The following is a 14,237-nucleotide window of genomic DNA, read 5'->3' on the forward strand; positions in this document are numbered from 1 at the left end:
CGATAAAATTGATCGTTGAAAAATAAATTTTGATAGGTCTCTAAAGCTAAATTGTTTAATTAGGATGCTGTGAAAGATTAAAGACAATATTCAAAGAAATACTTTGTAAGTAAGTGTCGCTACCAGGTGCGGATCAATGGATTTATTGGAGTACCAAGTTAAAGAATGGTTTGGAGAAATAGGCATTCCTGTATTGCCCTCCCAACGAATTGACCATCCTACGGATTTGAAGCGGTTAAAAATTCGCTACCCAGTTGTACTGAAATCTCAAGTACATGCAGCAGAACGGGCAAAAGCTGGTGGAGTGAGGATTGTCGAAACAACAATCGATGCGATCGCTGCCGCGCAAATGATCTTCAATTTGCCGATTTGGGGTGAGTTACCTGAAGTTTTACTGGCAGAATCAAAATACGATGCCAAGCAGGAATTATATTTAGCAGTAGTTTTAGATACCGCTGTTTGCCGACCAGTACTCTTAGGTTGCAAGGAAGCAGATATTGATTGGGAATCGGCAGGGGAAAAAATGCAGTATGTTGTTGTGGAACAAGAATTTTCTCCATTTTATGCGCGACGACTGGCTTTGAAACTGGGTTTAGAGGGTGTGCTGATGCAATCGATTAGCAATGTTATAGAGAAGATGTATCAGCTATTTATCCAAAAAGACTTAGACTTAGTAGAAATTAATCCGCTTGCAGTTAATGCCGTCGGTCAAGTGATGGCCCTCAATGGTAAAGTTAGGGTTAACGAACGGGCAATTGGACGTCATCTAGAAATTGCCGAAATGGCAGCAACACTAGTCAAGACTCATAGTCATACTGAGACCAACGGTCATTTGTCTAAGTGGGATGGCTTAGAAATGCACGGTAAAATTGGCATTCTCGGTAATGGTACTGGTTCGGTATTGGCAACTTTAGATTTAGTAGTCAATGCTGGTGGTAAGCCTGGTGTTTGCTTAAATCTGCGCCATGCTTTCTTGAGCGATACTTCGGAGACTACATTCTGCGATCGCTTAGATACGAGTTTGAAAATTTTGGCGGCTGACAAAAGTATTCAAGTAATACTAGTGAATCTCCTAGGTAGCATTCCTGAATGTGCCGAATTTGCTGAAATATTGAGCAAATTTCTGCAACAAGACAAAAGTGAAGTTAAATCACAGGCTGTACGTACTAATGGCAGCAAACATCGGCGTGAAAGTAGTTTTCCCCGCTTGGTTGTCCGGCTTGCAGGTTCTGAGTTTAATGCAGCTAGAAAATATTTAGCTACGCTTCCAACCCAAGGCGATACGCTAATATTAGTAGAAAATTTAGATGAGGCGGTGGCGGAATCAGTCCGTCTTGCCAAATCAACTGCTTATAAAAGGTAATAACAGTTCACCCTGTATGTAAAAATAGCTGCAATGAATACAGCAGATAGGATGTTTAAAAAGTATTTGTTTCCCCCAATTCATTAAGTAATTCCGGGATAGTATCAGTAAATTGATGTGTTATGTAATACTTATTTAACAGCCTCTCAGGATGAGCTAGATTTAATCAGTTTTTAAAGACAATAGTTGTGAATTATAGTCAAAATGGCATTATGTCACACCATTTATGTGTCAATCTCTTCCCTGTAACTTCTGGTGCTGGGATGTCAAATTTACCGTAATTTTTTATGAACTTAACGCCAGACAGTAAAGTGTTAATCCAAGGGTTCAGTGAATTTATTTCAGCAACTCATATTACCCAAATGAAAGCTTATGGTACGAATTTGGTTGCTGGTGTAAATCCTGGATTTGGTGGGCAACAACTATACGATCTTCCGGTATTCGATCTGGTGGAGGAGGTAGTAAGACAATTTGGGCCAATTGACACGACAATTATTTGTGTCAACCCTTACCAGGTACTAGATGCAGCATTGGAAGCGATCGCCTCTAATATCCGCCAGATCATCATCATTTCTGCTGGTGTACCCCCTTTAGATATGGTGCAATTACTGCGTAAAGCCGAGTCCGTTGAAACCCTGGTGGTGGGGCCTAACAGTCCGGGAATCATTGTGCCTGGCAAAATTCTCTTAGGTACTCATCCTAGTGAATTTTATACCCCAGGTTCAGTAGGAATTGTCAGCCGCAGCAGCACCCTCACCTACGAAGTTGCTTGGGAATTAACCAAAGCTGGTTTAGGGCAGTCGATTAGTGTCAGTATTGGCAGTGATGCGATCGTTGGTTCATCATTTCTGCAATGGTTGCAAATTCTCGATGAGGATGAAACTACACAAGCGATCGTCTTAGTAGGTCAACCCGGTGGTGGTAGTGAAGAAGCTGCGGCGCGCTACATAGCTGAAGCAATTGATAAACCAGTAATTGCTTACATTGCAGGTAGGCAAGCGCCACCAGGAAAACATTGGCGTCAAACGGGTACTTTAGCAACGATTATTGGACGCGATCCTAACTTCGGTACGGCACAACATAAATTAGCTGCTTTTCAAGAAGCGCAAGTTCCAGTAGCCGAACGCCCTTCTCAAATTCCAGAATTGGTAAGAAAGGGAATTAATTAACTCAATAATTTAGATATTAATAAACTTGTTGCTAAACCTAGATAAAGAGGGAAAGGTCGAAAACCGGACTTTCCTCATCATATATATATTGATACCGTAACTAACAATTCTAGAGTTAAAGACTGAGCTACTCAATAAGTCTGGCAAATTTTCTGTTAGAGTACTCCAAGTAACAAAATGCCCCATTGTCAGTCATTGCGAATAGAGCGTAGACGCCTGAAAGGGGGCTTCCCAAAAGGTAGCGGAATGTAGGCGAAGCCTTCCCGTTCACTGAAAGCGTTCCTGAAGAGTAGGGTAGTAATCGCAGAAGTTTGTAACGCTCTTCTATGACTCGGGAGAGAGAATAATGAAGGCGATTAGAAATCGCGGCTACAAAAACAAAGTCCGCCTGCGTGGACTAACGTCAAAATAGGATTTTAAATTTAATCTGACGAGAGTAATAAAAAAGCGATATTACTTCTCTAAACTCAGTTTCGTTCGCTATGACAGCTTCTGGATCATTGATTTTGTAAAATACTCTTCTCGCGTTCTTGATCTGCCTGTGGTAATATGCGACAACGCGCATGATATTAATGCTTTAAAGCTAGCTCATCCGTGTGCAGCTTTGCCAATTCCAGCTTCCAGAGTTTAATTTTTGAATAATTGCAACAGTGCTGAAATTGTCAACACCTTATAGAGGTATATTCTTCTGAGTTTGATATCAATAATAAGAAAGATACTTAATTTTGTATTTAAAAAAGAAATGATAGTATCAAATATCATGATTAGCCAGCAAATAACCTAATTGATGCTTGATAATACGAGCTATAGATTTAATATAGTTTTAACTAAATGGTTTTCTTTATTACATCTACATATATTTGCCGATCCCAAGTAGGTCAGTTCATAAAATCTATATAAATTAGATCACCAAAAAGTGCTACAAACAGCGGATAAAAACCTAATATCCTAAATATTGCAGTTTATAAACTGTATATACATTCACCAAATAAAGTGATAATAGTTTTATAGAAGCAAATTGGCTCTTAGTGTTATCTACTTGCAGGAGGATATTTAGTAGCATGAAAACTAAAACCTAAAATGAAGTCAAGCTTTAACAAATCAAATAAGAACGAACTATTTTGACATTGATTGTTTATCGCTGAGATAACTCAAGAAGTTGAGGAAGACTTGCATACATAATTGTGTAGGAAACTTAAGTTTAATTGTATGACGCGATAAACACGGTATGTCTCATTTTGGAAAATCGCCTCGATACTGGAAGTCACTGTTGCATAAACTATAGACGTAAACCAGATTCACAAAAAATTGTCTGAAAACCCAGGCAAAAGATAAGTTTATGTAGACTACTCAGATTTGTTAGTTTGTTTTCGTAGCGAAATTGATTAGCCATACATTTTCCAATTTAGAATACACCTAATAACTAGGTTCAATATCTTATCCATACTCTGATAAATTCATGTATTCTTCAAGAGGTAATGGAACCGAAAGATATTAACATCTCCATAAGCTAGTCGTTTTAGGACAATAGCCTTTTTTTTGTTGCCTAAGGGCATCAGTAAGTAGGACAAATAATATAAATATTAGTTCCTACTATTGAATTATAGTAATCATCTCAAAATCTATTTCGATGATTATAATCATACATTTGGTTTAGTTAATATCTAAATGTTTATTAACTTGGGCGGGGAAAAAAATGCCAAAATCTCAGCAATAATTCATTGCTAAAATTGCAATGACATTAATTAAAAAGCCTTGCCTGGTAAGGCTTTTTAGGGGAAATAAAATGACAATTTTTAATTGCTTATGTAAATAAAGCTATCAGGCTTTAGCAACAAACATAAGCATGTTATCAGGGTTTAATAGCTTTACGTAAATGAACTACCTACTCCTTAAGTTTTACTTGGTATCTCAAAAAGCTGCCAATGCTTTCCTATTCGGATTGCTGCATCTGAAAAATAGACATCTGTTAGTTTGTGATATTGGTCTGTTTGCAATTACACCATTATTAGCTCTGATTCTCCGTTTAGATGGCGTTCTTTCATTGAACGCATATGTAACACAGCTAATAATTGCAACAATACTTTTTTTAGCAGTCAAACTAACTTTATTTTGGAGTCTTGGTTTTTATAGACGTTACTGGCGCTATGCCAGTATTGAGGAACTGACGTATATAGCGATGTTAGTGTTGGCTGCGGTAGTCATCCAAAGCCTTTTATTTGATGTTGTTAAATATATACCCCATTTTGCTATAGAGAAACTGCCACAATCGCTACCATTTCTTGATGGATTGCTTTCGTTTATTTTTATTGGTGGGTTGCGTTTCAGTGTTCGATGTGTGGAAAGAACTAGCAAAAAACTAGCATTGTTTAACAAAAACGAGCGGGTATTGGTAGTTGGCGCTGGTAGTGCAGGGGTATCACTCGTGCAAGAAATGCAAAGAAATCCCCAATTAGGATTTTATCCTGTAGCCTACATTGACGATGATCCACAAAAGCTGAATGTACACATTCGTGGGATTCCTGTTGTAGGCGATCGCTATCATATTCCAGAATTTGTGAAATATCTGCAAATCCGTAAGGTAATCATTGCGATGCCGACAGTTGCAGGACGAGTGATTCGGGAAATCGTTGATATTTGCAAAGCAAATGGAATTCAAACTAGCACTTTACCAGGAATACATGAAATCCTTAATGGTCAGGTGCGGTTAGACAGCGTTCGTGATGTACGCATAGAGGATTTGCTAAGAAGGGAGCCTGTACAGACGGATATTGAGAGCGTTTACCAATTTCTTCAAGGCAAGAAAGTATTAATTACAGGTTCAGGTGGATCAATTGGTAGCGAACTTTGCCGTCAAATTTTCAAGTGCCAACCTGCGGAAATCATACTGTTAGGACACGGGGAAAATTCTGTTTTCAATATTCAACAGGAATTAGAACAACTTACCCAGGTACTTAAACACGATAGCAAAGCACAACCAAAGATACCGCTAATTTATGCATTGATTGCTGATATCCGTTTTCGGTCTCGATTAGAACATACCTTTGAGCGATTCCAACCAGATGTGATTTTTCATGCGGCGGCTCATAAGCACGTTCCTCTCATGGAATTAAATCCAGCAGAAGCCATAACTAATAATGTCCTAGGGACAAAAAATTTGCTGGATATGGCGAAAAAATACAATGTTAAACATTTCGTGATGATCTCTACAGACAAGGCAGTTAACCCGACTAATGTCATGGGAGCCACTAAGAGAGTTGCCGAAATGTTGGTTTTGCAAGCTGCAAGAGAAACTGGCAAGCCTTATGTTGCTGTGCGTTTTGGCAATGTTTTAGGTAGTCGAGGTAGCGTGGTTCCTACTTTCACCAAACAAATTGCAGCAGGCGGTCCAGTCACTGTTACTCATCCTGAAATTTGCCGTTACTTTATGACAATACCGGAGGCAGTACAACTAGTTTTACAAGCAGTGGTACTTGGTCGTAGTGGTGAAGTATTAATGCTGAATATGGGCGAACCAGTGAAAATTGTTGACTTAGCAAAGGAACTCATTCGTCTTTCAGGATATGAAGTCAACAAAGATATTGAGATTAAATTTACAGGTTTGCGACCTGGCGAAAAGTTATTTGAGGAGTTGTTTATTGAAGGAGAAGAGTATGAACCAACCCAACACGAAAAATTGTTAGTCGTGAAAAATGCTAGTCGGATAATTCCTAACAATATGAATGTTGCTATAGAGGCTTTGTGTAAATCAGCAGATAAAAACGATGCGACTTCTATTATCTTTTTGCTTGAGCAGATTGTACCAGGATATAGAACGAAATACTTACAAAATCAACTGCCATTAAAGGTATATGCAAGTAAATAAGCCCTTAACACTACGTCGTAACTTCTCCTGGACATTCATTGGTAATGCTGTTTATGCAGCTTGCCAGTGGGGGATGTTGGTGTTGCTGGCAAAATTAGGCAGTCCCGAGATGGTAGGACAGTTCACTTTGGGGCTAGCGGTTACTGCGCCTGTAATAATGTTTACAAATCTCCAACTGCGAGTTGTGCAGGCAACAGACGCAAAAAAACAATACATTTTTAGCGATTATTTAGGGCTAAGGCTGATCGGATCAGGGTTAGCACTGGTCATAATAGCTACCATCACGTTATTAGCAGGATACCAATGGGAAACATCGGTAGTTATTCTGCTAGTCGGTTTAGCAAAAGCATTTGAAGCGATTAGCGATGTGTTTTACGGACTACTCCAGCAGCACGAACGGATGGATCGGATTGCCTTGTCGCTAATGATTAAAGGTCCTCTCTCGCTGCTACTGCTGGGCATAGGAGTTTACATATCGGGTAATATTGTCTGGGGTGTAGTTGGGTTAGTCTGTGCCTGGGCTATAGTTCTGCTTACATACGACATTCGTAACGGAGCCTTGATATTAAACCAAGTCTCACAAGTCCAACCCCGATGGCATCTGGCAACGCTGGCAAAGCTAGTACCTTTAGCTTTACCTCTGGGTTTAGTCATGATGCTAATTTCTCTCAACACTAATATTCCTCGCTACTTTATAGAACATTATTTGGGAGAGAATAGATTGGGTATTTTCGCCGCAATATCATACCTAATGGTGGCAGAACAGATGATAGTAAGCGCATTAGCAGATTCAGCTGTTCCACGACTAGCAAAATACTATGCAAATCAAAATAGCGCTGCTTTCCGTATGTTGCTCTTCAAATTAGGAGCAGTTAATGCATTGATAGGAGGAGCGGGTGTTGTTGTAGCACTAGTTGCTGGCAAAGAAGTCTTAACTCTTCTTTACCGTCCTGAGTATGCCCAGTATACAGAGGTTTTTACTTTGCTCATGATAGGAGCAGCAATTAATTATACCTTTGCCTGCTTGGGCTATGGCAGAACAGCAGCTAGATACTTCCTTATACAAGTCCCTCTGTCTTTTTTGGTCACTAGTTCTTCAACTCTAGCCTGCTTTTGGTTGATTCCCAACCAAGGTCTTCGAGGGGCGGCGATCGCGCTGATCATAGCAGCAATAGTGGAAGCAGGGAGTAATTTATGCGTGCTGCTCCATGCATTTAAAAGAATTAGTCCCCCATTTAACAAAAAGGATAAGAACTATGAAGGCAAGTAATGGGCGTCCCATTCAAATCGTCCATGTGCTTTATGTACTAAGAGGAGGTGGTGGCATTCAAAAGTGGTTAGTTGATATCTTGCAACATATCGACCGTGATCGCTTTCGCATGGATTTTCTAGTTCACGTTCTAGATGCCTGCCCAGAAGCTGAAAAAATTTGTGCCCTTGGTAGTCGAATTATTCTGTGCCCTCATCCGAAGAAATATGTGTGGCAACCGTGGTTGTATGATCGCACCTTCAAAGGAATTTTGCAGAAGTATGGTCCTTATGACATCATCCATAGCCATACAGCTCACTTCAATGGTTATATCCTCCGCTTAGCAAAGCAGATAGGTTTGCCTGTGCGTATTGCCCATAGTCATAATGACACCACCTCATCTGACGCTAGGGAAGGATTGTTTCGTCGCTCGTATATAGCTTGGACAAAATCGTTGATTCCTAAATATGCAACCATTGGTTTGGGAGCTAGCCGTAAGGCAACAGCTTATATGTTTGGTTCAGCCTGGGAAGACAATCCTCGTTACCAAACACTTTACTGTGGCCTGGATCTAAATTCGTTCCGAAACCCTGTTGAGCCAACAGAGGTTCGTACCGAACTTGGCATACCTGCTGATGCTTTTGTTATTGGTCATGTTGGCAGATTGGTTGAACAGAAGAACCATCTGTTTATGTTAGAAATCGCTGCTGAGGTAGCGAAACTGCAACCTAAAATGCACATGTTGCTGGTGGGTGATGGGGAACTGCGCCCAAATATCAAGCAGAAAGTAGCACAGTTAGACTTGAGTGATCGTGTTATCTTTGCAGGTGTCCGGTATGACGTACATCGATTAATGCTGGGTGCTATGGATGTATTTCTCTTTCCATCCTTGTACGAGGGGCTAGGCTTAGTACTAATCGAGGCACAAGCAGCAGGACTACCCTGTATTCTTTCGGATGTGGTGCCGGAGGAAGCAGATATAGTCAAGCCTCTTATACAACGAATTTCTCTCTCAAAATCAGCATCAAATTGGGCAAAGGCAATTGTAGATGCACGAAATTCAAGTTCAGCTATTACTCAATCCGAGGCTCTAGCTGCTGTGGAAAATAGCCATTTCAATATTAAGATGGGAGTCAAAAATCTCATAGATATTTACGAGTCTAACTTTTCAACGCTATAAAATAATCAATTGCCAGTTCTAATTTATGTTAGACCTATCATTTTTGTTAATGTATATATGTTGGGCGCTTCTACCAGATACTCAAACTCCTAGGTTTGAAATCGCATCTATACCTGTCAATAGTAAAGACATAATTAATATTGCAATTGCTTGTTTATACTTTTTGCTGCCAGCAGTTAAAAATAGTCGCGCTACAAAACATAATATAAATATAAATTGGCATAGCTACTTGCCACTTTTGACAGTTTCTCTACTACTATATGCTGCTGCATCCGTCGAATGGAGTGGTATGAACAAAACTGACTCCATAGCAATGCGCTACACACTGCTGTTGACAGGAGCAGCATGTTTAGTTGGCTATTATCTAATAGCAAAAAGAGATTCCCGATCTGTTCATCCATTTATTTGGAGGCTTACAGTTCTTTTGTCAGTAGTAGGGCTGTTGTACACTGCACAGTCTTTTTTCTCCTTGGGTCTGACAACTCCAGATGATTTCGAAGCGGAACAGTTCGGTATACAAAGGGTACGCGGACCATTGTTTGTATCAACCACCGGTTTTTTCATATTATTACCAGCCTTAGCATTTGCTATTCAGGAATTTATTAAAAGTCACAGCCATCGTTTGTTTAAGGCTAGCGTTGTTTTTTCCCTAGTGATAACTATTATTGGTTTGGGAGCGCGGACTGGACTTATACTTCTCGCTATTTTCTTTCTGCTCTTAATGTTTTTTATGAAGAATAATAAGCAGGCAAAAATGGCGCTGGTAATAATGATAATTGTTACAATGGCAGCAATTCTACTGTTTTTTTCAAAAGCAAAGACTGATCGTCTTCAGTCTTTGGAAGACACAACTCGTTCAGATACATACTTGACATCCTTTCAAATTATTCAACATCGTACTCAACAAGTTAATATTTTTGGTTCTGGTTATGGTTCATATTGGCCTTGGTATATTCCAGATTTTGAGGGTGCTCGTGAGACAAATCAATATTTTGATTTAGTGTGGAATCCTTACGGTTCTCTGTTGTATCACCCTCACTCAACCTTTCTTCTATGTATTGTTGAACTAGGAATTCCTGGTTTAATCTATTTTGTTTGCCTATGGACTATTTTGTATCGTCTCCTCCTCAGTAATCTCCAGAGTGCAGAATTTTCTATCTTTAACTGTGGTATTTTTGCATCGGGTTTTTCAATGTTTTTTGATTTTTTTATCTTCAGAAGCGCTCAAGTTAACACGCTGTGGTGGATTTTTCTGTTTGGTGCACTAGCATTAAATTTTAATGTAGGTACTGCTAAAGCAGAGAATAATAAACATAGCAGATAAAAAAATATTATGAGTAAATATGTAATTAGTAATATCAAAATTCCAATAATTTAACCTAATGTTCACTAGCAGCTGATTATTACGACTTTCTTAACATTGCGGCAACCATAATGGCTTATAAGCCTGACTTTTTACAGTTATTTACCAACTAAAGAAACAACGTAGCATTTTCCACAGTCTCATTCGTAACAGGTATAAGCTAATGAAGATAGCTAACGAAAACATAGAGGTCAGAAGAAGGAATAAAATGACCTTTTCTAAATCTAATGAACAGTCAGTTATTTTAGTTTGCATACTCCTGATAATTTCACTAATGATGTACCTATTAACAGGTTTAGCACAACCCCAAACAACCACCAAGAAATTGCTTGAGTATGGATGGGATGTCCCGAACCCAAACTTTTTCCGGCAGCATATCAAGCAGATGGAGCAGCGTCCTTTTGATGGCGTGATAGTCAAACTCAACGCAGGTAAAGAAGTCTTTAGGAAAACATCCTACCCTGACCAAGCGTTTACACAAGATCGAAAAGACCTTGCCGCCACGACCTCATCTAAGCTCACTAATAACTTCGTGCTGATGTGGTCTACTATGGAGGATAGATGGGACTGCTTTAACGATAATGATTGGGCTGCCGCTGAAAAGAATATTCGCAATTTTGCCAAGACTGTCATATCTGGTCGCTTTAGAGGCATTGCCTTAGATCCAGAATCGTATGGAGAGACGTACGAAACACACGGTAACAGTCCGTGGAACTATAAGACACAACCCCAGCACTACAACAAAACATTTAAAGAGTATCAACAGCAAGTGCGAAAGCGCGGTGCTCAGTTTATGAAAGTACTGCAAGAAACCCAACCTAGTAAGGAAGTGTTAACGCTGGGCTTATTGAGTTGGATGAAGTCTTTATTGGTAGAGACGACTGACCGATCTAAGTTGCAGCTGCAACTTGTCAACCACGATTATGGGCTATGGCCAGCTTTCATCAACGGGATGCTTGATGCGGCGCAGCCAGGTTCTGTCATGATTGATGGTAACGAAGGTGCATACTACTTCTATCGCGCTGCTTGGTTTGAAGACATACACAACTTTATCCGCAAAGATGCACGGGCATTCGTTGAGTCGACGAACTACAAGAAATATGATAACCAAGTGAAACTGGGTCAAGCAGTCTATGTAGACCTCGTACTTAACCTTTTTCAAAAACCTGCTAACAACGTTAACGACGGCTGGTATGGTATGAGAATGCCACATTTCCTGTCGCCAGATAACCGACTACGGTTGTTAGAGCACAACACTTATCACTCACTTCGCACAGCAGATCAATATGTCTGGATCTACAGTGAGGATATGGATTGGTGGCAAAACCGTATCCCTAAAGGTGCAGAGGATGCTATCCGGCGTGCCAAGGCAAAGACTCAAAAAGGAGAAATTTTAGGATTCAATATCGATCCTGATACTGAAAACGCGCTGAAGAAGTGTAGACTCATCAATCCCAAATGTGAGTAAGTGCGGGTGATGAGAGTGCGTCACCCATATAAGCAAGCAACAAGTAATCAAAATTATGCCTTCTATATAATCGTAAGGTTTTGCAGTGAAGGTACTTGGAATGTAGAACTTAACACTGCTATTGCAAACTAAAAATTGAAAGGCTAACTACTAAGTTTGGAGACTATTGATTGATGAATGTTGTTGTTGCACTTGAGTATCGCTTTGACCGCACACCAGACCTAGTGGTATGGACAAAAGCACAGTTCTCATATTCATTTTGGAAGCGCTATCTAGAGGTTTTCGATCATGTGCGCGTGGTGGCACGTGTACGTGAAGTTCCTTCTGTTTCACCAGACTGGAAACGTGCTGACGGCGAAGGAGTTTCCTTTGCTGCCATTCCCTACTACATTGGTCCTGTGCAATATTTGCTGCGATCATTCTGGGTAAAGCGTGTTGCCCAACAGTCCGTCGGTTCGACAGATGCGGTAATTTTGCGGGTGAGTTCTCAAATTGCCTCATGTATGCTGCCTAAGCTTCGTGCCCAAGATCATCCCTATGCAGTAGAAGTAGTTGCAGATCCCTATGATATCTTCGCGCCTGGCTCCATTAGGCATCCCTTGCGCCCATTCTTTCGTTGGTTGTTTCCCCACAGCCTGCGGCGTCAATGTGCTGAGGCTTTTGCAGTCGCTTATGTCACTAAATATGCCCTTCAGCATCGATATCCACCAGCAAAGGAAGCTTTTTCGACTCACTATTCAAGTGTTGAGTTGTCTAATCAAGCTTTCGTATCTTGTGCCCGTTCACCTCAGCAGAGAATGCGAAAGTTTACTCTTGTTACTGTAGGCACACTAGCTCAACTCTATAAGGCCCCAGATATACTGATCAAGGCAGTTGCTGCTTGTATAGCTGAAGGCTTAGACCTTCAGTTAATACTGATAGGAGACGGCAAGCATCGAGTAGAATTGGAGACGCTGGTTGAAAATTTAGAGTTAGGAGAACGGATAAATTTTCTTGGTCAGTTACCTGCTGGTGATGCTGTACGCATACAGTTAGATAGAGCTGACTTGTTTATCTTACCTTCATATCAGGAAGGCTTACCCAGAGCAATGATTGAGGCAATGGCTCGAGGACTGCCATGCATTGGCTCTAGTGTAGGTGGCATACCTGAACTCCTACTTCCTGAAGAAATGGTGCCACCTGGTGATGTGGTTGCGTTGGCAGACAAGATTCGTGAGATAGTGACTGATCCAGAACGCATGACTCGCATGTCAGCCCGTAACTTGGAAAAAGCCAAAGATTACAGGGATGAGGTTCTCCGCGAGCGCCGAATTGAGTTCTATCGTTATATACGAGAGCAAACAGAATCATGGCTCAAAAAGCAGAAATTTTAGGAACCGAGGAAATGAACAGACTATTAATAGTGACTACAATCCCAAGTACACTTAGTAGCTTTTTTACCTATATTACACGCCACTTGCAAGCTAATGGCTGGCTTGTGGATGGTATGGCGGCTGGAATTTCTACCGATATAGAGTGCTTGGAATTATTTGATCAAGTCTGGGATATAGATCTGTCACGAAACCCCTTAGATCCCAAAAACTTGTTAGTCGCTCCACAACAAATCCAAGCAGTATTTAAAAAAAATAACTATGATTTGGTAAATGTGAGTACGCCAATAGCTGCCTTTGTCACTCGTTGGGCACTGAATGATTTGCGAAAGCAGGGCAAATTGAAGATGATTTATACTGCCCAAGGCTTGTATTTTTATCAAGGTGGGGCAACACATAGAAATGCTACTTTCTTAACACTAGAAAAGATTGCTGGACGCTGGACTGACTATCTGGTAGTGGTTAATCGCGAAGATGAAGAAGCAGCAAAGCGGCATCGCCTAGTTCCTAGTGAAAGAGTCCGTCGCATACCTGGAACAGGTCTGAATATTGATCGCTTTAATTGTAATACTGTTCTCGAAGCTGACGTAATAAAGGTGCGCCAAGAGATAGGTTTACTACCGCAAACACCACTTTTTCTATCAGTAGCTGAGTTGATTCCCCGCAAGCATCCTCAAGATATTTTAAAGGCATTTGCTCGCCTAGCTCGACCAGAAGCCTGTTTGGCTTTTGCCGGAGATGGACACCTAATGAACCAGATGCAACATTTAGCATCTGAACTAGGGGTGCAAAATCAAGTTCGCTTTTTGGGACTGCGCCGGGATATACCAACTTTAATACGTGCAGCGATCGCTACAGTGCTTGCTTCAGAACTCGAGGGGCTTCCCAATTGTGTAATGGAGTCTTTATGTATGGAGACTCCAGTGATCGGCACAGATATCCGTGGAACTAGGGACCTACTAGAAAAAGGCTGTGGTCTACTCGTCAAGGTAGGAGATGTAGAGGGGCTGGCATCGGCGATGGCATGGATACTTGATCATCCCGAAGAAGCTAGAGTCATGAGTCAGCAGGGACGAGAGCGTATCGCTGACTATGAAGTGCCGCACATTCTAAAACAATATGAGGCTTTATATGCAGAGTCTATGCTGTGTTGATTTATACGTCATGCAGGTCTTACAGTGCTTAAAACCTATTGATTAGAAGGAAGAAT

9 protein-coding genes are annotated in these 14,237 nt (G+C 40.7%); all 9 read left to right on the forward strand.

Going from position 1 to position 14,237, the window contains the following annotated elements; genetic code table 11:
* Positions 1–136: 136 nt before the first annotated feature.
* A complete protein-coding gene (locus BV375_RS07460; protein ID WP_086758865.1) occupies positions 137–1,363 on the forward strand; it encodes a succinate--CoA ligase subunit beta in 1,227 nt (408 codons plus the stop codon).
* A gap of 287 nt (positions 1,364–1,650) precedes the next feature.
* Positions 1,651–2,532: a CoA-binding protein gene (locus tag BV375_RS07465; RefSeq protein WP_086758868.1), complete on the forward strand. Its 882-nt coding sequence runs from the start codon at positions 1,651–1,653 to the stop codon at positions 2,530–2,532.
* A 1,876-nt stretch (positions 2,533–4,408) separates the two neighbouring features.
* Positions 4,409–6,397 (forward strand): nucleoside-diphosphate sugar epimerase/dehydratase, encoded by a 1,989-nt coding sequence (locus BV375_RS07470; protein ID WP_086758871.1) that lies wholly within the window; start codon positions 4,409–4,411, stop codon positions 6,395–6,397.
* On the forward strand, positions 6,384–7,667 hold the full coding sequence (locus tag BV375_RS07475) for an oligosaccharide flippase family protein (protein WP_086758873.1): 1,284 nt from the start codon (positions 6,384–6,386) through the stop codon (positions 7,665–7,667). The genes BV375_RS07470 and BV375_RS07475 overlap by 14 nt, the downstream gene beginning before the upstream one ends.
* On the forward strand, positions 7,654–8,826 hold the full coding sequence (locus tag BV375_RS07480; RefSeq protein ID WP_086758875.1) for a glycosyltransferase family 1 protein: 1,173 nt from the start codon (positions 7,654–7,656) through the stop codon (positions 8,824–8,826). Before BV375_RS07475 ends, BV375_RS07480 begins: the two co-directional genes overlap by 14 nt.
* A gap of 25 nt (positions 8,827–8,851) precedes the next feature.
* Complete coding sequence (locus tag BV375_RS07485) at positions 8,852–10,150, forward strand: O-antigen ligase family protein (protein ID WP_086758878.1); 1,299 nt, start codon at positions 8,852–8,854, stop codon at positions 10,148–10,150.
* Between the two features lie 202 nt (positions 10,151–10,352).
* Positions 10,353–11,657, forward strand: a complete 1,305-nt coding sequence (locus tag BV375_RS07490) for a hypothetical protein (protein WP_208099077.1) — start codon at positions 10,353–10,355, stop codon at positions 11,655–11,657.
* 173 nt (positions 11,658–11,830) lie between these two features.
* Positions 11,831–13,030 (forward strand): glycosyltransferase family 4 protein, encoded by a 1,200-nt coding sequence (locus tag BV375_RS07495; protein ID WP_086758880.1) that lies wholly within the window; start codon positions 11,831–11,833, stop codon positions 13,028–13,030.
* Positions 13,006–14,181: a glycosyltransferase gene (locus tag BV375_RS07500; protein ID WP_243713874.1), complete on the forward strand. Its 1,176-nt coding sequence runs from the start codon at positions 13,006–13,008 to the stop codon at positions 14,179–14,181. The genes BV375_RS07495 and BV375_RS07500 overlap by 25 nt, the downstream gene beginning before the upstream one ends.
* Positions 14,182–14,237 lie beyond the last annotated feature (56 nt).

Origin of the sequence: Nostoc sp. 106C (assembly GCF_002154725.1) — a bacterium.
Classification (GTDB): Bacteria; Cyanobacteriota; Cyanobacteriia; order Cyanobacteriales; family Nostocaceae; genus Aulosira.